The sequence below is a fragment of the Exiguobacterium sp. R-17 genome, from assembly GCF_049913315.1.
Taxonomy (GTDB): domain Bacteria; phylum Bacillota; class Bacilli; order Exiguobacteriales; family Exiguobacteriaceae; genus Exiguobacterium_A.
Map to the genome: position 1 here is coordinate 14,965 of NZ_CP184372.1, position 20,036 is coordinate 35,000.

The 20,036-nt window shown below is 48.7% G+C and carries 14 protein-coding genes, 13 tRNA genes, 4 rRNA genes, 1 other RNA gene and 1 other annotated feature (1 of these 33 running past the window's edge); of the genes, 29 read left to right on the top strand and 3 right to left on the bottom strand.

Annotated features, from left to right (window positions below):
* Window positions 1-26: 26 nt before the first annotated feature.
* Window positions 27-142, top strand: a 5S ribosomal RNA gene (gene rrf / locus ACN9MT_RS00050).
* 151 nt (window positions 143-293) lie between these two features.
* Window positions 294-1,760 carry an IMP dehydrogenase gene (gene guaB / locus ACN9MT_RS00055; RefSeq protein ID WP_035409917.1) on the top strand — a complete coding sequence of 489 codons (1,467 nt, stop codon included), beginning with the start codon at window positions 294-296 and terminating at the stop codon, window positions 1,758-1,760.
* A gap of 42 nt (window positions 1,761-1,802) precedes the next feature.
* Here guaB and ACN9MT_RS00060 read toward each other — a convergent pair whose 3' ends face one another.
* Window positions 1,803-3,206: a PLP-dependent aminotransferase family protein gene (locus ACN9MT_RS00060; protein WP_426272567.1), complete on the bottom strand. Its 1,404-nt coding sequence runs from the start codon at window positions 3,204-3,206 to the stop codon at window positions 1,803-1,805.
* 116 nt (window positions 3,207-3,322) lie between these two features.
* On the opposite strand from ACN9MT_RS00060, the gene pdxS reads away from it, so the two are divergent.
* The 8 genes from pdxS (at window position 3,323) to ACN9MT_RS00100 (ending at window position 8,717) form a co-directional block, all read left to right on the top strand.
* Window positions 3,323-4,210 carry a pyridoxal 5'-phosphate synthase lyase subunit PdxS gene (pdxS, locus tag ACN9MT_RS00065; RefSeq protein ID WP_035409893.1) on the top strand — a complete coding sequence of 296 codons (888 nt, stop codon included), beginning with the start codon at window positions 3,323-3,325 and terminating at the stop codon, window positions 4,208-4,210.
* The gene (gene pdxT, locus ACN9MT_RS00070; protein ID WP_426272568.1) at window positions 4,204-4,782 is read left to right on the top strand and encodes a pyridoxal 5'-phosphate synthase glutaminase subunit PdxT; all 579 of its coding nucleotides are present in this window, start codon (window positions 4,204-4,206) and stop codon (window positions 4,780-4,782) included. Before pdxS ends, pdxT begins: the two co-directional genes overlap by 7 nt.
* A 91-nt stretch (window positions 4,783-4,873) precedes the next feature.
* Entirely contained in the window at window positions 4,874-6,109 is a 1,236-nt protein-coding gene (locus ACN9MT_RS00075) for a D-alanyl-D-alanine carboxypeptidase family protein (protein ID WP_056062021.1), read from the top strand.
* A 12-nt stretch (window positions 6,110-6,121) separates the two neighbouring features.
* Window positions 6,122-6,329, top strand: a binding site (T-box leader).
* A 61-nt stretch (window positions 6,330-6,390) separates the two neighbouring features.
* Window positions 6,391-7,668 (top strand): serine--tRNA ligase, encoded by a 1,278-nt coding sequence (gene serS / locus ACN9MT_RS00080; RefSeq protein WP_035409899.1) that lies wholly within the window; start codon window positions 6,391-6,393, stop codon window positions 7,666-7,668.
* A 136-nt stretch (window positions 7,669-7,804) separates the two neighbouring features.
* Window positions 7,805-7,895: transfer RNA gene (locus ACN9MT_RS00085), tRNA-Ser, on the top strand.
* Between the two features lie 39 nt (window positions 7,896-7,934).
* Window positions 7,935-8,025 (top strand) — tRNA-Ser (locus ACN9MT_RS00090).
* 35 nt (window positions 8,026-8,060) lie between these two features.
* Window positions 8,061-8,150 (top strand) — tRNA-Ser (locus ACN9MT_RS00095).
* A gap of 102 nt (window positions 8,151-8,252) precedes the next feature.
* Entirely contained in the window at window positions 8,253-8,717 is a 465-nt protein-coding gene (locus ACN9MT_RS00100; protein ID WP_035409903.1) for a DinB family protein, read from the top strand.
* Window positions 8,718-8,790: 73 nt separating this feature from the next.
* Here ACN9MT_RS00100 and ACN9MT_RS00105 read toward each other — a convergent pair whose 3' ends face one another.
* Both ACN9MT_RS00105 and ACN9MT_RS00110 read right to left on the bottom strand, forming a co-directional pair.
* Window positions 8,791-9,468 carry a deoxynucleoside kinase gene (locus ACN9MT_RS00105; protein ID WP_029343036.1) on the bottom strand — a complete coding sequence of 226 codons (678 nt, stop codon included), beginning with the start codon at window positions 9,466-9,468 and terminating at the stop codon, window positions 8,791-8,793.
* A complete protein-coding gene (locus ACN9MT_RS00110; RefSeq protein ID WP_035409906.1) occupies window positions 9,465-10,094 on the bottom strand; it encodes a deoxynucleoside kinase in 630 nt (209 codons plus the stop codon). Before ACN9MT_RS00110 ends, ACN9MT_RS00105 begins: the two co-directional genes overlap by 4 nt.
* Window positions 10,095-10,202: 108 nt before the next feature.
* Here ACN9MT_RS00110 and tadA point away from each other — a divergent pair, with 108 nt between their 5' ends.
* From tadA to ACN9MT_RS00205, 19 genes are all read left to right on the top strand, one after another.
* Window positions 10,203-10,709, top strand: coding sequence for a tRNA adenosine(34) deaminase TadA (gene tadA, locus ACN9MT_RS00115; RefSeq protein WP_035409909.1), 507 nt, complete (start codon window positions 10,203-10,205; stop codon window positions 10,707-10,709).
* 48 nt (window positions 10,710-10,757) lie between these two features.
* An RNA gene (gene ffs / locus ACN9MT_RS00120) (signal recognition particle sRNA large type) lies at window positions 10,758-11,024 on the top strand.
* A 95-nt stretch (window positions 11,025-11,119) separates the two neighbouring features.
* Window positions 11,120-12,805, top strand: coding sequence for a DNA polymerase III subunit gamma/tau (dnaX, locus tag ACN9MT_RS00125; RefSeq protein ID WP_035409912.1), 1,686 nt, complete (start codon window positions 11,120-11,122; stop codon window positions 12,803-12,805).
* Between the two features lie 18 nt (window positions 12,806-12,823).
* The gene (locus ACN9MT_RS00130; RefSeq protein ID WP_029343040.1) at window positions 12,824-13,144 is read left to right on the top strand and encodes a YbaB/EbfC family nucleoid-associated protein; all 321 of its coding nucleotides are present in this window, start codon (window positions 12,824-12,826) and stop codon (window positions 13,142-13,144) included.
* Between the two features lie 18 nt (window positions 13,145-13,162).
* Window positions 13,163-13,762 carry a recombination mediator RecR gene (recR, locus tag ACN9MT_RS00135; RefSeq protein WP_023469882.1) on the top strand — a complete coding sequence of 200 codons (600 nt, stop codon included), beginning with the start codon at window positions 13,163-13,165 and terminating at the stop codon, window positions 13,760-13,762.
* Window positions 13,759-13,977, top strand: a complete 219-nt coding sequence (locus ACN9MT_RS00140; RefSeq protein WP_050679042.1) for a YaaL family protein — start codon at window positions 13,759-13,761, stop codon at window positions 13,975-13,977. The genes recR and ACN9MT_RS00140 overlap by 4 nt, the downstream gene beginning before the upstream one ends.
* A 331-nt stretch (window positions 13,978-14,308) precedes the next feature.
* A 16S ribosomal RNA gene (locus tag ACN9MT_RS00145) occupies window positions 14,309-15,870 on the top strand.
* 168 nt (window positions 15,871-16,038) lie between these two features.
* Window positions 16,039-18,952: ribosomal RNA gene (locus ACN9MT_RS00150) — 23S ribosomal RNA — on the top strand.
* Between the two features lie 48 nt (window positions 18,953-19,000).
* Window positions 19,001-19,116: ribosomal RNA gene (rrf, locus tag ACN9MT_RS00155) — 5S ribosomal RNA — on the top strand.
* Together the 16S, 23S and 5S rRNA genes with 10 tRNA genes alongside form the textbook arrangement of a ribosomal RNA operon.
* Window positions 19,117-19,196: 80 nt before the next feature.
* A tRNA-Asp gene (locus tag ACN9MT_RS00160) sits at window positions 19,197-19,272 on the top strand.
* Window positions 19,273-19,282: 10 nt separating this feature from the next.
* Window positions 19,283-19,358, top strand: a tRNA-Phe gene (locus ACN9MT_RS00165).
* An 8-nt stretch (window positions 19,359-19,366) separates the two neighbouring features.
* Window positions 19,367-19,442, top strand: a tRNA-Thr gene (locus ACN9MT_RS00170).
* A gap of 11 nt (window positions 19,443-19,453) precedes the next feature.
* Window positions 19,454-19,529, top strand: a tRNA-His gene (locus ACN9MT_RS00175).
* 23 nt (window positions 19,530-19,552) lie between these two features.
* Window positions 19,553-19,628: transfer RNA gene (locus tag ACN9MT_RS00180), tRNA-Lys, on the top strand.
* Window positions 19,629-19,635: 7 nt separating this feature from the next.
* Window positions 19,636-19,719: transfer RNA gene (locus ACN9MT_RS00185), tRNA-Leu, on the top strand.
* A 7-nt stretch (window positions 19,720-19,726) separates the two neighbouring features.
* Window positions 19,727-19,801: transfer RNA gene (locus ACN9MT_RS00190), tRNA-Gly, on the top strand.
* A gap of 21 nt (window positions 19,802-19,822) precedes the next feature.
* Window positions 19,823-19,909 (top strand) — tRNA-Leu (locus ACN9MT_RS00195).
* A gap of 6 nt (window positions 19,910-19,915) precedes the next feature.
* Window positions 19,916-19,989, top strand: a tRNA-Arg gene (locus tag ACN9MT_RS00200).
* A gap of 5 nt (window positions 19,990-19,994) precedes the next feature.
* Window positions 19,995-20,036 (top strand) — tRNA-Pro (locus tag ACN9MT_RS00205) (it continues 35 nt past the right edge of the window).

The following is a 20,036-nucleotide window of genomic DNA, read 5'->3' on the forward strand; positions in this document are numbered from 1 at the left end:
CAGTTTTGAGGGCGCGAGCCCGATCGTCTGGTGACGATAGCCAAGTGGTCACACCCGTTCCCATGCCGAACACGGAAGTTAAGCACTTGAACGCCGAAAGTAGTTGGGGGCTTCCCCCTGTGAGGATAGGACGTTGCCAGGCACTTGACCGATCTGCAGATTGCAGGTCGGTCTTTTTGTGTTATGTGAAACTTCAGACTGTTCTGATTATTGGTCGAGTCATTGACATGACACCCTCTGCTTGTTACCATAACATCAATATTCTTTTATAAAAGAGAAAGCGAGTGGATAACATGTGGGAGAACAAATTTGCTAAAGAGGGTTTGACGTTTGATGACGTCTTACTCGTACCCCGTCGTTCGAGTGTCTTACCGCGCGACGTTGATTTATCTGTCACGCTATGTGAAGGGATCACACTTAATATTCCGTTGATCAGTGCTGGGATGGATACAGTCACAGAAGCTCCGATGGCAATCGCAATGGCACGCCAAGGTGGTCTTGGTGTCATTCATAAGAACATGTCAATGGAAGAACAAGCAGAACATGTCGATCGCGTCAAACGTTCTGAAAATGGTGTCATCACGAATCCGTTCTATTTAACGCCAGAGCGTCAAGTCTACGATGCTGAGTATTTGATGAGTAAGTACCGCATCTCAGGTGTTCCGATCGTTAACAACGAAACAGAGCGTAAATTAGTAGGAATTTTGACGAACCGTGATCTTCGTTTCGTTAAGGATTATTCGACTGTCATTGAAACAGTAATGACAACAGAAGAACTCGTGACAGCAAAAGTTGGTACGTCCCTCGCAGAAGCAGAACAGATTCTCCACAAGCATCGCATCGAAAAGTTACCACTCGTTGATGAGAACGGTGTGTTAAAAGGATTAATCACGACAAAAGATATCGAAAAAGTCGAACAGTATCCACATGCTGCGAAAGATCAATTTGGTCGTTTACTTGTCGCAGCAGCTGTCGGTGTGACGAAAGACGCTTCAACACGTGCGAAGTTCCTGGTCGATGCAGGTGTTGATGCACTCGTCGTCGATACAGCTCACGGTCACTCAGAAGGTGTTCTCGTCAAGGTACGTGAATTACGTGAAGAATATCCAACCTTACCAATCATTGCGGGCAACGTTGCGACTGCAGAAGCAACACGCGATTTGATTGAAGCCGGCGCATCTGTCATTAAAGTCGGTATCGGACCTGGTTCGATTTGTACGACACGTGTTGTTGCAGGCGTCGGTGTACCACAGATCACAGCCGTCTTCGATTGTGCGACAGAAGCACGTAAACACGGCGTTTCGATTATCGCTGACGGTGGCATTAAGTACTCTGGCGATATCGTGAAAGCACTTGCTGCTGGTGGTCACGCTGTCATGCTCGGAAGCTTGCTTGCAGGAGTAGAAGAGAGCCCAGGTGAGATGGAAATCTATCAAGGACGTCAATTCAAGACGTACCGTGGTATGGGTTCTGAAGCATCGATGAAACGCGGTAGCCAAGACCGTTACTTCCAAGAAGCAGACAAGAAGTTCGTTCCAGAAGGAATCGAAGGAAGGGTCGCTTACCGTGGTAAACTCGGTGACTCAGTGTACCAACTCGTTGGTGGTATTCGTTCAGGTATGGGATACTGTGGTGCTGCGACGTTAGAAGAATTGCGTGAAGAGACACAGTTCATCCGTATGACGGGCGCTGGTTTGCAAGAAAGCCATCCGCACGATATTCAAATTACCAAAGAAGCCTCTAACTACACACGTCAATAAACAAAAGCCTCGTCTTTCTCTAGCAGAAAGGCGAGGCTTTTTTTATGATGATCTATGCAGATTCCATGCGTCTATCAATAATTGTAATCCTTCCGTCAACTCATGCTCAGAGAGACTCGCAAATCCAAGAACGATTTGAGGCGTATTGGAGAGAAGCGGTAACTGGGCGTATTGAGAGAGACCGTATACTTGGATGCCTTGTTGTTGTGCCCGCTTTACTAGCTCTTGCTCCGTCATTCCGTTCGCTACGGAAACGACAACATGGAGTCCAGCACTTTCGCCAGTCAACCGTAAGGCAGGGATCCGGCGAAGCGATTGGATCAGCACATCTAGTTTACGACGATAGACTTTACGCATCCGATTGAGATGTCGTTCAAAGTCGCCCTCTTTCATGAAACGTGTCAAGATCGTTTGATCAAAGCGTGAGACACTACAAGTATAATGGGATAATTCGGCTTGATACTGTGCGCGTAAGACTTCCGGTAAGACCATATAACCAATCCGTAGTGAAGGCATGAGCGATTTTGAGAAGGTACTCATATAAATGACACGATTGCTGTCCATGTTGTGCAAAGACGGGATCGATTTACCGCTATAGCGGAATTCGCTATCGTAGTCGTCTTCGATGATAAAACGGGTCGGATCCATCGCCGCCCAGTTCAACAACTGGTGTCTTCGATTGACGGACAGGATGCTACCGGACGGAAACTGATGTGCCGGTGTGACATACATGACATCAACATTTGATTCCTGCAGTTGATCGATGCGTAATCCATTCGCATCGACACGAATCGGTTCAATCATTCGTTCATGATTTTCAAGCAAGAGGCGTGTCGTATGATAACCGGGATCTTCGATGCCGTACGTGACGTTTCGTCCTAGTAAGAAAAGAACGATGGGCAACAGTTGCTCGATACCTGAACCGACGACGATCTGTTCCGGAGAACAGACGACACCACGTGAGTGATAGAGATAAGTCGCAATCTCTTCGCGCAACGTTAGATCGCCTTGCGGATGACCGAGCGAGACGAGTGGATGGTGATCGGTATCTATGATGTCTTTGGCATACTTTCGCCAACGGATGAACGGGAAAGAGATCCCTTCAATCTTACTTGGATGAAAGTCATACGTGATGACCGGTTTTTCTTTAGTCACACGCGGTTCGATGACGGGTGAGGTTTTGACGTAAGCAAGTTCCTCATAGGCAAGAACGAAATACCCTTTACGCGAGATGGATTCGACATAACCTTCTGCGACAAGTTGTTGATAAGCAAGCTCAATCGTCGTTTGACTTAAGTTCAAGAATTGACCGAGCTTTCGTTTAGAAGGCAATTTTGTGCCGTACGCTAAACGTCCGGCGATGATTTCGTTTCGGATCTGTTGATAAAGTTGTTCATAAAGAGGTTTCTCTTGATCGCGTGTAAGTTGAAATGATAGCATGTCCATCTCGTATGACTCCTTCATAATAAACTGACCTGTTGAAATCATCATAAACTGATACTTTTAAAAGTGTCAACGTTCCGTATACTAAAGGGGTGAAAGTCAACCAAGGGGGAATGGATATGGAACGTCAACAAGGAACGGATCGTGTCAAACGTGGAATGGCTGAAATGCAAAAGGGTGGCGTCATCATGGATGTCGTCAATGCGGAACAAGCAAAGATTGCGGAAGCAGCAGGAGCTGTTGCAGTCATGGCACTCGAACGTGTCCCGTCGGATATTCGTCGTGACGGAGGTGTGGCACGGATGGCAGATCCGTTGATCACGGAAGAAGTACTTGGGGCAGTCTCGATCCCCGTCATGGCAAAATGCCGAATTGGTCATATCGTCGAAGCGCGTGTCCTTGAATCGATGGGGGTCGATTTCATCGATGAGAGCGAGGTACTGACTCCGGCAGACGAGCAATATCATTTACTGAAGTCGGAGTTCACCGTACCGTTCGTCTGTGGCGCACGTGATCTTGGGGAAGCCGCTCGCCGGATTGCCGAAGGAGCGGCGATGATTCGGACGAAAGGCGAGCCTGGAACTGGGAACGTCGTCGAAGCCGTTCGCCATATGCGACAAATTCAAGCGCAATTGAATCAGATTTTGCATGTCAGTCCAGATGAATTGATGACATTTGCGAAAGAGTGGGGTGCTCCGTACGAAGTATTACGAGATATTCGGACACAGGGACGTCTACCAGTCGTCAATTTTGCAGCCGGAGGAGTTGCGACACCAGCTGATGCCGCTCTCATGATGCATTTAGGGGCAGATGGTGTCTTCGTCGGATCGGGGATTTTTAAATCAGAACACCCAGAACGTGTGGCTCGCGCGATTGTTGAAGCGGTTACGTATAAAGATGATTTTGGACGGATTGCCTCTTTATCCAAAGGGCTCGGAACAGCAATGAAGGGAATCGATGTCACTTCGATGCCGTTTGAAGAACGGATGGCGACACGCGGATGGTAATCGGTATTCTTGATGTTCAAGGTGCTGTCCGCGAACATCAACAGCAACTTGAAGGTCTTGGTGTAGAGGTCGTTCTCGTCAAACATGCGAGTGATCTCGAGAGACTGGATGGGCTCGTCTTACCCGGCGGCGAATCGACCGCGATGCGTCGATTGATTGAGCGTTATGCCTTGCTGGAACCGCTTCGGGAAAAAGCGAGGACGTTACCGATGTTCGGAACATGTGCCGGAATGATTCTACTCGCAACCGCTGTCGAAGCAGGTCAGAGTCATCTCAACGCGATTTCGATGACGGTCCGTCGGAATGCTTTCGGTCGACAAATCGATTCATTTGAAGGATTGCTACCGGTTGAAGGAATTGAGGAGTCGATTGAGGCAGTCTTCATTCGAGCGCCATTGATTCTATCTGTCGGAGAAGGAACACATATTATCGCAACGGTCGAAGAACAGATTGTCGCCGTCGAGACATCGCTTCATCTAGCATGTTCGTTTCATCCTGAATTGACAGAGGACGATCGCTTACATCAGTATTTTTTACAAAAGATTAAACAGCGTCAATCGATCCGTTCGTAAAGCGTGGAAGCATCTGACAGGTTCTACTGTCGGGTGCTTCTTTTGTGCTACACTATTTGTAAAATGAATGATTGAGTGAAGGAGAGACACGATGAAACGAATCTTGCTACTCTGTTTAAGTGTCCTGCTGGTCGTAGGTTTTCCTACAACTGGACAAGCGGCACCTTCGATTCAAGCAGAGTCTTACATAATGGCCGATGCGGTCACAGGGAAAATCCTCCTTCAATCGGAAGCGGATGTTTCTCTACCACCGGCTTCGATGACAAAGCTGATGACGCTTTACCTCGTTCGACGACAAATCGAATTAAAAAAGCTGACGTGGGATCAAAAAATCAAACCGAGTGCAAAAGTGTTGAAGCTTGCGAACACGTCCGGCATTGCTCGTGTTCCTGTTAAAGCAAAAACGTATACGGTTCGTGAGATGTATAAAGCGGCGTTCATTAAATCAGCCAATGATGCAGCCGTCATGCTAGCCGAAACGGTATCCGGTTCAGAGGCGACATTCGTTGAAAAAATGAATGAGACAGCGAAACGGTTCGGTATGAACGATACGGAGTATGCGAATGCATCCGGACTTGATGCTGTTGATGCGACGCTTCCGGGAACAAATCTGATGACAGCAACGGATATCGCGTTACTCGTCATCCGCTACATCAAGGATTATCCGGATGTACTGGATGTGACGAATAAAACACAGATGAAACTTGATGGAGAGGTCTTGAATAACTCGAATAAGATGCTGGCGAAGGAAAAATTCGCATATGCTGGCATGCGGGGGATGAAGACAGGAACGACCGATTTAGCAGGTTACTGCTTCGCGAGCGTAACGACGCGGGATAATATGACACTTGTCACGGTCGTCATGCGAACGGATTCCGATCAAGCCCGTTTCAAGGAAACGAAAAAGCTACTCGACTATGGTTTTGCGACGTTTGAGCCGTTGACGTATTACGGAAAAGGGGAACGGATCAAAGACGCTCTTCCGATTAAAGGGGCAACCGTCCGGCAGTTAGACGTCGTCACGGACGGTTCGTTATACATCACGGTCTTAAAACAAGCGAAGACGCGGGAACCACGGTTCGACTTCTCAAAAACAACAGCTCCTGTGACGAAACAAGAAGTCGTCGGTACGGTACAGGTCGCGGACGATGGGGTCTATCTACCAGGTTTTGAGACACCGCGCGTGAATTTGTATAGCGCAACTGCCGTTCCACTTGCGAGTGTTCCGACACGCCTCGTCCGCGCTTGGACGGCTTGGTCGAAGCAAATTGAACAAGCGATTCAACAATCGGCTCTTGTCAACTTCCAAGACGATGGTGTAAAGTAAGACTAATCTCATAAAGATGCTATGAACGGACCAAGTAGATGTATCGATACTGTTAAGAGAGCTAGTGGGTGGTGTGAACTAGTCAGATCGATGGATTGAATCGAGCCGGATCGCACACCTTGCGAACAAGGTGCGGGTACGCCCGTTATCGCGTCTTAAGTTGGCTAGATGTGTCTAGCAATGAGGGTGGCAACGCGGATCCAGGTGATTCGTCCCTTTTCGGTAGGAATACCGGAAAGAGACGAGTCGCCTTTTTTTATGACATAAAGGAGGAATTGCAGATGATTGATATTAAACGATTACGCCAAGATTTTGACGCCATTCAAGAAAAGTTAGCGCACCGAGGAGAGGACTTGACGGACATGAACCGTTTCCTTGCACTTGATGAGAAGCGTCGAGAACTGATTGCGCGGACAGAAGTGTTGAAAGCAGAACGAAATGAAGCGACGAAAAAAATCGCTGAACTGAAACGCAATAAAGAGAATGCAGATGAAGCGATTGCTGCGATGCGTAGTGTCGGGGACGAGATCAAGACGCTTGACGACGAATTACGTGACGTCGAAGCGACATTGAATCAACTTCTCCTCGGTATTCCGAACATTCCACATGACAGCGTACCGGTCGGCTCTTCTGAAGATGACAATGTCGTCATCCGTGAAGTCGGTGATAAACCAGCGTTTGATTTCGAAGCGGTCCCGCACTGGGATTTGATGGAGCAATTAAAGATCGTTGACGTAGAGCGTGCTGGAAAGGTCACAGGTAGCCGGTTTGTCTTTTATCGTGGGGCAGGGGCACGTCTTGAGCGGGCATTGATCAACTTCATGATGGATCTCCATCAAGATCAGCACGGCTACACAGAAATCTTGCCGCCACTCATGGTCAACCGCGATTCAATGACAGGAACAGGACAACTGCCGAAATTCGAGGAGGATGCGTTCAAGATTGAAGAGACGAACTACTTCCTTGTACCGACAGCAGAAGTTCCAGTGACGAACATGCACCGCGAAGAAATCCTGACTGCAGATCAGTTACCGATCGGCTATGCCGCATACAGCCAATGTTTCCGTTCAGAAGCTGGTTCTGCCGGACGCGATACGCGCGGTTTGATCCGTCAGCACCAATTCAATAAAGTTGAACTCGTTCGTTTCGTCAAACCAGAAGAATCTTACGAGCAACTTGAATTGTTAACGGGACAAGCAGAGACAGTCTTGAAAAAGCTGAAACTGCCGTATCAAGTATTAAGCATGTGTACAGCTGATCTTGGATTCACGGCTGCGAAGAAATACGACATCGAAGTCTGGATGCCGAGTCAAGGCGTCTACCGTGAAATCTCTTCTTGTTCAAACTTTGAAGATTTCCAAGCACGCCGAGCGCAAATCCGTTTCCGCCGCGAAGCGAACGCGAAACCAGAATTCGTTCACACGTTGAATGGTTCTGCCCTTGCAGTCGGTCGGACAGTTGCTGCGATCTTAGAGAACTACCAGCAAGCGGATGGATCAGTTGTTATTCCAGAAGTGCTTCGTCCATACATGGGTGGTCTTGAAGTGATTCAAGCTTAAGTCAGAAGGGGGAATAATCCCCCTTTCTGTATTTTAAAAAGTTTTTTTAGAAAAGGTCTTTACACGTTAAAAGGCAGATGCTATCATAATTAATGTCAGGAAAACAGACAGGTCATCATGATCTGGTAAGAAGTACGGAGGCGTACTCAAGTGGTTTAAGAGAACGGTCTTGAAAACCGTCAGGCGGCGAAAGCCGTGCGTGGGTTCGAATCCCACCGCCTCCTCCATTTTTATTTTTTGACAACGACATGCACGTTTTATAGCTTGGAGGCGTACTCAAGTGGTTTAAGAGAACGGTCTTGAAAACCGTCAGGCGGCGAAAGCCGTGCGTGGGTTCGAATCCCACCGCCTCCTCCACTTCTTTTTTTTTACCCAAAAATAAATATAATCATGGAGTCGTACCCAAGTCCGGCTGAAGGGGACGGACTCGAAATCCGTTAGGGGTCGCAAGGCTCGCGTGGGTTCGAATCCCACCGACTCCGCTTTTTATAAAGCATCTCAATTCTGAGGTGCTTTTTTGTTGCATCGATTTCTTCGTGCGTGCTATGGTTGCCTACGTGAAAAACGAAGAAGAGGTGGACGAAATGAACGAACAAACAAAAGAATCGTTGCTTTCGCATTATGCGATGACGATGACATATGTAAAAGACTTAGAACAGATTTCAGAAGAAGCATGGCGGACATCGTATGCGGAAGGTAAGTGGACGGTTGCTGAGATCATTGGTCACTTATCACCATGGGATCGTTTCATGGTCGCAGAGCGCATCCCGTACTTGCTCGCGGGTGAACCATTCCGTGTCGCACCAGATAGCCAAGCCGTCAATGATGAAGCAGCGAAGATGAGCCGTGAGCAACAACGGATCTTGACGATTGATGAGTTTTTAGTCAGCCGTGACTTATTGCGCCGTGCAGTCGAATTGATTCCAGAAGATCGCCTGCAGGACAAGGTCGTCATTAAAGACAAAGAGTTGACGATTGGTCAGTTCCTCGGAGCGATGACTCAACATGATTTACACCATATGGAACAAATCAATCAAGTGATTGGTTAATGCGAAGGAGATGCAAAACGCGTCTCCTTTTTTTGCGCAAAAAAAGATCCGCCTAAGAGGCAGATCTGATCAGTTAGCGTGTATTGGCAATACGAGCAACTTCAAGCTGCTTTTCAATCTTCGCGAGAATCCGGTCGATCGATTCTGGCTCGTTCAGTAAATCGTATTCGTCGATCGACAAGCGGAGTACCGGGCAAATCGTGAAGTTGTTGATCCAGTTCGTATAGCGTTCATACATCTCTTCCCAATATTCGATTGGAGTCTGTTGCTCCATCTCACGTCCGCGAAGACGAATCCGTTCAAGGACTTGCTCGAACGAACCTTCGAGATAGATCAAAAGATCCGGGTGCGGGAAGAATGGTGTCATGACCATCGCGTCAAATAAACTTGAATACGTTTCATAGTCCGTTGGAGACATCGTTCCTTTTTCGAAATGCATCTTAGCGAAGATTCCTGTATCTTCATAGATTGAACGGTCTTGGATGAAACCACCACCGTATTGGAAAATCCGTTTTTGCTCCTTGAAGCGTTCAGCCAGGAAATAGATTTGGAGATGGAAGCTCCAGCGCTCGAAATCATGATAAAATTTATCCAAGTAAGGATTCGTATCGACTTTTTCGAGTGACGTCCGGAAACCAAGGGCATCTGCCAATCCGTTTGTGATCGTTGATTTACCGATCCCAACCATACCGCCGATCGTAATGACGGCATCTGCCGGGATGTTGTATTGTTCGCGTAGCTTCAAGTTCATACGTGGTTCGCTCCTTCATATAATTCGTTCCGGATCGTCGTCAAGACGTACTCGAGATCTTCCGGTCGCTTGACGAAGTCGAGTGCATCCCCGTCGAAACGGATGATTTTGACTTCCGGATGTTTGGCTTGATATTCCGTGACGAATGTCTCATAATCCTCTGCCAATTGTTCGAGATAAGCACGTGACATGTTTTCTTCGATTTCTCGTCCGCGTAGCGCAACACGTTTCATCAAGGTGTCGATGCTTGCGTTCAAGTAGATGACAGCATCCGGTTTCGGCATGTCCGTCGTCAGGATCGAATAAATTTGTTGGTACTTCTCGAGGTGCTCTACCTTGAGAGAGCGGTGTGCAAAGATTAAGTTTTTAAAGATATGGTAATCAGCAACGACAGAGCGTTGTTTACTGAGGTAATGACGTTCGATATCATCGAGTTGTTTGAAGCGATTGCACAAGAAGAACATTTCCGTCTGGAAGCTCCATTCTTCGATATCTTCATAGAACTTTCCAAGAAAGGGATTTTCTTCGACGATTTCGCGTAACATAGAAAAAGAGAAATGGTGACTGATGGCGTTCGCAAGTGATGTTTTGCCTACACCAATCGGTCCTTCAACCGTTATGAACATATACAATGACCCTCCGTTCAGCAAAGTGCAATTTATATTTTAGCACAAAGAAGTACGACTTGCTGAAGTTTCAAAAGGAGAATTTTTTTAGAGTGAGGAGTATCATCGATGGAACGACAGGAACACTATATGCGACTTGCGATCGAAGAAGCAAAAAAGGCAGAACAGATCGGAGAAGTTCCGATTGGATGTGTCATTGTCAAAGACGATGAAGTCATCGCGACGGGTTACAATCACCGGGAAACGGATCAACAGGCGACGGCACATGCCGAGTTGATCGCGATTGAGGAAGCTTGCCGAAAGCTCGGGAACTGGCGACTTGAAGGGTGTGAGCTTTACGTGACACTCGAACCGTGTCCGATGTGTGCGGGTGCCATCATGCTGTCACGGATCGAACATGTCATCTTTGGTGCCGTCGATCCGAAGGGTGGATGTTGTGGAACACTGATGAACTTGGTGCAAGACGATCGGTTCAATCATGTCTCACAGTTGACGAGCGGTATATTAGAAAAAGAGTGTGGGGAGATGCTAACGACGTTCTTTCGGGAACTACGTGCGAAAAAGAAAGCACGAAAGCGGGCAATGGGTTGCATCACACCAGATGAAACAGTATAATGAAAAAGCACTGAAACAAGGTGCCACTAAAAATCGATAAACCATTTGCCGTGCTAGGTGGGGATGTAGCGGTTCCCTGTCACTCGCAATCCGCTATAGCGAGACTGAATTCCATGTCGAGGGATATGATTGGTGTGGTCTGCCTCACGTAAGTAGCGTTGACGTTTGAGTCCTGCGCAACAGATACCCATGAACCAGGTCAGGTCCGGAAGGAAGCAGCCTTAAGTGGTGCTCTCTGTGTGTTGCAGGGGTGCTTGGACTGAGCAGGCTGCGTGAGTAACGCATGTTGAACATATTTCAGAATATGGTGCGCGGCAGTTTAATTTTTAAAGACAAGTCTACAGCCGGTTTCGGTTGTAGACTTTTTTAGGTAAAATAGAATGAGGAACTTAAAAAGAGGAGGCGCAAACTTGGCCTATCAAGCACTATACCGCGTATACCGTCCGCAACGTTTCGACGAAGTCGTTGGACAAGCGCATATCACCCGTACGATCCAAAATGCATTGATGGAGGGACGCATGTCCCACGCCTATCTATTTTCGGGTCCTCGTGGAACGGGAAAAACGAGTCTTGCCAAAATCATCGCTAAAGCGATCAACTGTGAGCATGCTCCGGTCAAAGAACCGTGTAATACGTGCCCCACGTGTCTTGCGATCACGGAAGGATCAAGTCCAGACGTCTTCGAAATCGATGCCGCTTCCAATAACGGCGTAGATGAAATTCGGGAAATCCGGGATAAAGTCAAATATCCCCCTTCAGAAGCAGCCTATAAAGTCTATATCATTGATGAAGTACACATGTTGTCGACAGGCGCCTTTAATGCACTGCTTAAAACACTAGAAGAACCGCCGGCACACGCCATCTTCATCTTAGCAACGACCGAACCACATAAAATCCCAGCGACGATCATCTCCCGCTGCCAACGTTTCGATGTAAAGCGGCATGAAGTCGATCAACTTGTAGAACGGATGCAATATATCTTAAAAGATCAATCGATCGAGTATTCGGATACGGCCTTACGATTGATTGCCCGTGCAGCGGATGGTGGCATGCGTGATGCACTGAGTCTACTCGACCAAGCGGTTGCTTTTTCAAACGGTGATTTGAACGATGCTGCTGTTCTTGAAGTAACAGGGGCAGTAGAAGATGAAGCATTACTAAACATTGCCCGTGCCTTGCATGAACATCAAGTCGACCAGTTGTTACAGACGCTTGAGACGATGCAACGAGCGGGAAAAGATTTAAAACGTTTCGTTGAGGATCTTGTCTTCTTTTACCGAGACACCTTATTATTGAAAGCCTCTCCTACAGCTGTCGACTTGCTAGAGCGTGCTCGCCCGACGGATGAGTTCAAACAATTCGTTGAATCGATTGAAGCAGAGACATGCTTTACGATCATTGATCAGTTACATGACTGCCAACAACAAATGCGATTAACGAATCATCCGCGGGTCCTCGTTGAGATTGCCTTCATTCAAATCGCGGAACAAGGAAGAACGACGGGGCAGATCGTCCAAGCGTTGCAGCAGGAAGTCCGCGAAATGAAGGAACAGATGCATCAGTGGAAGTCGAATGGTGTTCCAGCTCAAGAAGCGGCTGCACCACAAGCGCAGCCGAAGCGGAAACAAGGACGCCCAACCGTTCGAATCGCCAAAGAGCGGATTCGCCAAATGCTAGAACGAGCAGAAAAAGCCCAGTTGCGTGAGATTCAGGAACGCTGGGATCATATCCTAAAGTGGATTCTAAAAGAAGATGGACCAATCTACTCGTTGCTTCATGAAAGTAAACCGGTTCTCTGCTCTGCGGATACGCTATTGATCGAATTCGATGACGGTAAGGGATGGCATTTCGAGCAAGTCATGACCAATGAACGAACACGTTTCGTGATTGAGGAAGCATTATATGAAATATGCGGCGTCAAACGCGAAATTTTAGCGATTCTCTCAAACGATTGGCATGAACTGAAGGCAGAGTTTGTTGCTAAGCGAAATAGTAGTAGTATAGAAGAGAAGGAAACAAAACAAGAATCGGAGAGCGATCAGTTATTGTCCGAGACGCTTGGTCGTTTTGGTGATATCGTAGAGTTCGAAGATTAAATTCGAGGAGGAATACAGATGCGCGGAATGGGAAACATGAATAATATGATGAAACAGATGCAGAAAATGCAAAAGGATATGGCGAAAGCACAAGAAGAATTAAAAGATTTGACAGTGACAGGTACAGCAGGAGGAGAAATGGTCTCAGTCGTCGCCGATGGTCATAAAAATATCGTAGATGTCATCATTAAAGAAGAAGTCGTTGATCCAGATGACGTTGAAATGATTCAAGATCTCGTCTTAGCTGCAACGAACGATGCTTTGAAGAAAGTCGATGAACTCGTCTCAAGTAAAATGGGGAAATTCACACAAGGTATGAATCTGCCGGGAATGTTTTAATTCGTAGGAGGAAACCACTTGCAATATCCTGAAGCGATTAGTCGTTTGATCGAAAGTTTTACAAAACTACCGGGGATTGGTCCGAAGACAGCAGTTCGTCTAGCGTTTCATGTCCTTGATATGGAAGAAGACGATGTCTTGATGTTCGGAAAGGCATTGGTCAGTGCGAAGCGCGATATTGCCTACTGTAGCGTCTGCGGGAATATCACGGATCAAGATCCTTGTTATGTATGTACAGATAAACACCGAAACCGTACGATCGTCTGTGTCGTCCAAGATTCAAGGGATGTCATTGCAATGGAAAAGATGCGAGATTACCAAGGGTTGTACCATGTCTTACATGGAGCGATCAGTCCAATGGAAGGGATCGGTCCAGAGGATATCAATGTATCTAGTCTACTGACACGTCTTCAAGCGGACGAAGCGATTACGGAAGTCATCTTAGCAACCAATCCGAACATCGAAGGAGAAGCGACAGCGATGTATCTATCGCGTCTCTTAAAACCGACGGGTATTCGGATCACTCGGATTGCCCATGGTCTTCCGGTCGGTGGAGATCTAGAATACGCAGATGAAGTGACGTTATCTCGTGCAATGGAGGGACGTCGCGAACTATGAGTTGGTTTCGAAAGAAGATTCGCAGTGAGTACGACGAGCGTTTGTTAGAAGAATTAGCAAAAGCAAAAGAAGATTATTTGATGAAGCGTCATCTCTTAGAGATCAGCTATGATGACTATGGTGATTTAGAAGCACAAATGAAGTTAGCGGAATCACTGTATTTCTTCTATATAAGCGAAGCAAAAAGAAGACGCGTCTCATTGATGATGAAGTAAACCGTAGCCATTCTTGTCTGCGGTTTTTATATGTTCAAAAAAACTATAAGTTATTTTGATAAAATAGTTGCGCCTATCTAATTATCGTGATATATTAATTCATGTCCTTAAGAGGACGAGCGCTTACGGCAAACAAGTAAAAAACAATTTCAAAAAAGTTGTTGACTTCTGGTTTCAGACTTGATATTCTAATTGAGTCGCCAAAACAGGCGCGGACGAACTTTGAAAACTGAACGATGAGGCAAAAATCGTATTCTACGGAATACAAAAATGAATGAAGCGCAAGCTTCGTCAATCGTGGCTTCGGTCACACAACGAGCAAGTCAAACACTTTATGGAGAGTTTGATCCTGGCTCAGGACGAACGCTGGCGGCGTGCCTAATACATGCAAGTCGAGCGCAGGAAGCTGACGGAACTCTTCGGAGGGAAGGCAGTGGAATGAGCGGCGGACGGGTGAGTAACACGTAAGGAACCTGCCTCAAGGATTGGGATAACTCCGAGAAATCGGAGCTAATACCGGATAGTTCAACGGACCGCATGGTCCGCTGATGAAAGGCGCTTCGGCGTCACCTTGAGATGGCCTTGCGGTGCATTAGCTAGTTGGTGGGGTAACGGCCCACCAAGGCGACGATGCATAGCCGACCTGAGAGGGTGATCGGCCACACTGGGACTGAGACACGGCCCAGACTCCTACGGGAGGCAGCAGTAGGGAATCTTCCACAATGGACGAAAGTCTGATGGAGCAACGCCGCGTGAGTGATGAAGGTTTTCGGATCGTAAAACTCTGTTGTAAGGGAAGAACACGTACGAGAGGAAATGCTCGTACCTTGACGGTACCTTACGAGAAAGCCACGGCTAACTACGTGCCAGCAGCCGCGGTAATACGTAGGTGGCAAGCGTTGTCCGGAATTATTGGGCGTAAAGCGCGCGCAGGCGGCCTTTTAAGTCTGATGTGAAAGCCCCCGGCTCAACCGGGGAGGGCCATTGGAAACTGGAAGGCTTGAGTACAGAAGAGAAGAGTGGAATTCCACGTGTAGCGGTGAAATGCGTAGAGATGTGGAGGAACACCAGTGGCGAAGGCGACTCTTTGGTCTGTAACTGACGCTGAGGCGCGAAAGCGTGGGGAGCAAACAGGATTAGATACCCTGGTAGTCCACGCCGTAAACGATGAGTGCTAGGTGTTGGGGGGTTTCCGCCCCTCAGTGCTGAAGCTAACGCATTAAGCACTCCGCCTGGGGAGTACGGCCGCAAGGCTGAAACTCAAAGGAATTGACGGGGACCCGCACAAGCGGTGGAGCATGTGGTTTAATTCGAAGCAACGCGAAGAACCTTACCAACTCTTGACATCCCATTGACCGCTTGAGAGATCAAGTTTTCCCTTCGGGGACAATGGTGACAGGTGGTGCATGGTTGTCGTCAGCTCGTGTCGTGAGATGTTGGGTTAAGTCCCGCAACGAGCGCAACCCCTATCCTTAGTTGCCAGCATTCAGTTGGGCACTCTAGGGAGACTGCCGGTGACAAACCGGAGGAAGGTGGGGATGACGTCAAATCATCATGCCCCTTATGAGTTGGGCTACACACGTGCTACAATGGACGGTACAAAGGGCAGCGAGACCGCGAGGTGGAGCCAATCCCATAAAGCCGTTCCCAGTTCGGATTGCAGGCTGCAACTCGCCTGCATGAAGTCGGAATCGCTAGTAATCGCAGGTCAGCATACTGCGGTGAATACGTTCCCGGGTCTTGTACACACCGCCCGTCACACCACGAGAGTTTGCAACACCCGAAGCCGGTGAGGTAACCGCAAGGAGCCAGCCGTCGAAGGTGGGGTAGATGATTGGGGTGAAGTCGTAACAAGGTAGCCGTATCGGAAGGTGCGGCTGGATCACCTCCTTTCTAAGGAAAACGTCCCTTACGGGACATGCCCATCGTTCAGTTTTGAGAGCTCGTCTCTCACGTCTCGCAAGAGACACTCGCACCTTGAAAACTGAAGACATCAACAAGACATCAAACTTTTAATTAACCATGTCATTTAAGACGTGTGTTCTTAGAATACCAACGCTAGATCAAGGTATGAAGGGCGTACGGTGGATGCCTTGGCACTAGGAGCCGATGAAGGACGCGACGAACAGCGATATGCTTCGGGGAGCAGTAAGTATGCTTTGATCCGAAGATTTCCGAATGGGGGAACCCACCATCCGTAATGGGATGGGACATGTTACATGAATACATAGTGTAACGTGAGGCAGACCCGGGGAACTGAAACATCTAAGTACCCGGAGGAAGAGAAAGCAAATGCGATTCCCTGAGTAGCGGCGAGCGAAACGGGAACAGCCCAAACCGGAGAGCATGCTCTTCGGGGTTGTAGGACACTCTATACGGAGTCAAAAAGGAAGACAGTAGGTGAAGGACCTGGAAAGGTCGGCCGAAGAAGGTGACAGCCCTGTAGCTGAAACTGTTTTCCCTCCAGAGTGGATCCTGAGTACGGCGGGACACGTGAAACCCCGTCGGAATCCGGGAGGACCATCTCCCAAGGCTAAATACTCCCTAGTGACCGATAGTGAACCAGTACCGTGAGGGAAAGGTGAAAAGCACCCCGGAAGGGGAGTGAAATAGATCCTGAAACCGTATGCCTACAAGTAGTCAGAGCCCGTTAACGGGTGATGGCGTGCCTTTTGTAGAATGAACCGGCGAGTTACGATAACGCGCGAGGTTAAGCCGATGAGGCGGAGCCGTAGCGAAAGCGAGTCTGAACAGGGCGTTCAGTGCGTTGTCGTAGACCCGAAACCAGGTGATCTACCCATGTCCAGGATGAAGGTCAGGTAACACTGACTGGAGGTCCGAACCCACGCACGTTGAAAAGTGCGGGGATGAGGTGTGGGTAGCGGTGAAATGCCAATCGAACCTGGAGATAGCTGGTTCTCCCCGAAATAGCTTTAGGGCTAGCCTCGAGGTTGAGAGTTCTGGAGGTAGAGCACTGATTGGACTAGGGGCCCCCACAGGGTTACCGAATTCAGTTAAACTCCGAATGCCAGCAACTTATACTCGGGAGTCAGACTGCGAGTGATAAGATCCGTAGTCAAGAGGGAAACAGCCCAGACCGCCAGCTAAGGTCCCCAAGTGTATGTTAAGTGGAAAAGGATGTGGCGCTGCCTAGACAGCTAGGATGTTGGCTTAGAAGCAGCCACCATTCAAAGAGTGCGTAATAGCTCACTAGTCGAGTGGCGCCGCGCCGAAAATGTAACGGGGCTAAACATACCACCGAAGCTGCGGATTCCGTAAGGAATGGTAGGGGAGCGTTCCAAACCGCTGTGAAGCTGTACCGGAAGGAGCAGTGGAGCGTTTGGAAGTGAGAATGCCGGTGTGAGTAGCGAAAAGAGGGGTGAGAATCCCCTCCGTCGAAAGCCCAAGGTTTCCTGAGGAAGGCTCGTCCGCTCAGGGTTAGTCTGGACCTAAGCCGAGGCCGAAAGGCGTAGGCGATGGATAACAGGTTGATATTCCTGTACCGCCGATCCACCGTTTGAACAATGGGGGGACGCAGGAGGATAGTGACGCATGCGGATGGAAGTGCATGTGCAAGTTTCAAGACCGTCTGATTGGCAAATCCGTCAGGCACCACAGTCAAGGAACGACGCGGAGTCCCGTAGGGACGTAGGTCACGATTTCACACTGCCAAGAAAAGCCTCTAGTGAGGGGGAAGGCGCCAGTACCGTAAACCGACACAGGTAGGCGAGATGAGAATTCTAAGACGCGCGGGATAACTCTCGTTAAGGAACTCGGCAAAATGGTCCCGTAACTTCGGGAGAAGGGACGCTCTACACATGTAGAGCCGCAGTGAATAGGCCCAAACGACTGTTTAGCAAAAACACAGGTCTCTGCTAAATCGCAAGATGACGTATAGGGGCTGACGCCTGCCCGGTGCTGGAAGGTTAAGGGGATGGGTTAGCGCAAGCGAAGCTTTGAACCGAAGCCCCAGTAAACGGCGGCCGTAACTATAACGGTCCTAAGGTAGCGAAATTCCTTGTCGGGTAAGTTCCGACCCGCACGAAAGGCGTAACGATTTGGGCACTGTCTCAACGAGAGACCCGGTGAAATCATAGTACCTGTGAAGATGCAGGTTACCCGCGACAGGACGGAAAGACCCCATGGAGCTTTACTACAGCCTGATATTGAGGCTTTGTGCATGATGTACAGGATAGGCGGGAGACGTCGAGCCCGGAGCGCCAGCTTCGGAGGAGTCACCCTTGGGATACCGCCCTTCATGCATAGAGTCTCTAACTCGCAGCCGTGATCCGGCTGGAGGACCGTGTCAGGCGGGTAGTTTGACTGGGGCGGTCGCCTCCTAAACAGTAACGGAGGCGCCCAAAGGTTCCCTCAGAATGGTTGGAAATCATTCGTAGAGCGCAAAGGCAGAAGGGAGCTTGACTGCGAGACCTACAAGTCGAGCAGGGACGAAAGTCGGGCTTAGTGATCCGGTGGTTCCGCATGGAAGGGCCATCGCTCAACGGATAAAAGCTACCCTGGGGATAACAGGCTGATCTCCCCCAAGAGTCCACATCGACGGGGAGGTTTGGCACCTCGATGTCGGCTCATCGCATCCTGGGGCTGGAGTAGGTCCCAAGGGTTGGGCTGTTCGCCCATTAAAGCGGTACGCGAGCTGGGTTCAGAACGTCGTGAGACAGTTCGGTCCCTATCCGTCGTGGGCGCAGGAAATTTGAGGAGAGCTGTCCTTAGTACGAGAGGACCGGGATGGACGCACCGCTGGTGTACCAGTTGTTCCGCCAGGAGCATCGCTGGGTAGCTACGTGCGGACGGGATAAATGCTGAAAGCATCTAAGCATGAAGCCCCCTCCAAGATGAGATTTCCCTTTGAGTAATCAAGAAAGACCCCTCAGAGACGATGAGGTAGATAGGTCACGGGTGGAAGCATGGCGACATGTGGAGCTGAGTGATACTAATCGGTCGAGGCCTTGTTCTAGCAGATGCATTGTTGATGACTTCAGTTTTGAGGGCGCGAGCCCGATCGTCTGGTGACGATAGCCAAGTGGTCACACCCGTTCCCATGCCGAACACGGAAGTTAAGCACTTGAACGCCGAAAGTAGTTGGGGGCTTCCCCCTGTGAGGATAGGACGTTGCCAGGCTTTTGTTTTTTTAATAAAACAATTGACAGACTTACATAGATGTTTTATCATTATAGAAGTCGTCACCTTATACTTAAAACGGTCCTGTGGTGTAGCGGTTAACATGCCTGCCTGTCACGCAGGAGATCGCGGGTTCGAATCCCGTCAGGACCGCCATTTTAATATCGGCTTTGTAGCTCAGTTGGTAGAGCAAAGGACTGAAAATCCTTGTGTCGGCGGTTCGATTCCGTCCAAAGCCACCATTTCTTTTGCCGGTGTAGCTCAGCTGGTAGAGCAACTGACTTGTAATCAGTAGGTCGCGGGTTCGACTCCTGTTGCCGGCACCATTTTTATTTTGGCGATTGTGGCGAAGTGGTTAACGCACCGGATTGTGATTCCGGCATTCGTGGGTTCAATTCCCATCAGTCGCCCCATTTTTCAACTTCATATTATTTATGTGTCATTAGCTCAGTTGGTAGAGCATCTGACTTTTAATCAGAGGGTCGCAGGTTCGAATCCTGCATGACACACCATTTTTATGCGGGTGTGGCGGAATTGGTAGACGCGCTAGATTTAGGATCTAGTGTCTTTGACGTGGGGGTTCAAGTCCCTTCACCCGTACCATTTATATGCGGAAGTAGTTCAGTGGTAGAATACGACCTTGCCAAGGTCGGGGTCGCGGGTTCGAATCCCGTCTTCCGCTCCATTTATATTTGAATAGCATTATGCGGTCGTGGCGGAATCGGTAGACGCGCTAGGTTGAGGGCCTAGTGGTGGCAACATCGTGGAGGTTCAAGTCCTCTCGACCGCACCATATGATGCACCCTTAGCTCAGCTGGATAGAGTACTTGACTACGAATCAAGGGGTCGGGAGTTCGAATCTCTCAGGGTGCACTTTTCGGGAAGTAGCTCAGCTTGGTAGAGCACTTGGTTTGGGACCA

Excerpts from the sequence above, each read along its gene's own strand:
- ACN9MT_RS00105 (WP_029343036.1), bottom strand. The coding sequence starts at position 9,468 with ATGAACTTGAAGCTACGCGAACAATACAACATCCCGGCAGATGCCGTC.
- ACN9MT_RS00130 (WP_029343040.1), top strand. The coding sequence starts at position 12,824 with ATGCGCGGAATGGGAAACATGAATAATATGATGAAACAGATGCAGAAA.
- guaB (WP_035409917.1), top strand. The coding sequence starts at position 294 with ATGTGGGAGAACAAATTTGCTAAAGAGGGTTTGACGTTTGATGACGTC.
- serS (WP_035409899.1), top strand. The coding sequence starts at position 6,391 with ATGATTGATATTAAACGATTACGCCAAGATTTTGACGCCATTCAAGAA.
- ACN9MT_RS00100 (WP_035409903.1), top strand. The coding sequence starts at position 8,253 with ATGAACGAACAAACAAAAGAATCGTTGCTTTCGCATTATGCGATGACG.
- pdxS (WP_035409893.1), top strand. The coding sequence starts at position 3,323 with ATGGAACGTCAACAAGGAACGGATCGTGTCAAACGTGGAATGGCTGAA.
- ACN9MT_RS00140 (WP_050679042.1), top strand. The coding sequence starts at position 13,759 with ATGAGTTGGTTTCGAAAGAAGATTCGCAGTGAGTACGACGAGCGTTTG.
- tadA (WP_035409909.1), top strand. The coding sequence starts at position 10,203 with ATGGAACGACAGGAACACTATATGCGACTTGCGATCGAAGAAGCAAAA.
- ACN9MT_RS00060 (WP_426272567.1), bottom strand. The coding sequence starts at position 3,206 with ATGGACATGCTATCATTTCAACTTACACGCGATCAAGAGAAACCTCTT.
- ACN9MT_RS00110 (WP_035409906.1), bottom strand. The coding sequence starts at position 10,094 with ATGTTCATAACGGTTGAAGGACCGATTGGTGTAGGCAAAACATCACTT.
- pdxT (WP_426272568.1), top strand. The coding sequence starts at position 4,204 with ATGGTAATCGGTATTCTTGATGTTCAAGGTGCTGTCCGCGAACATCAA.
- ACN9MT_RS00075 (WP_056062021.1), top strand. The coding sequence starts at position 4,874 with ATGAAACGAATCTTGCTACTCTGTTTAAGTGTCCTGCTGGTCGTAGGT.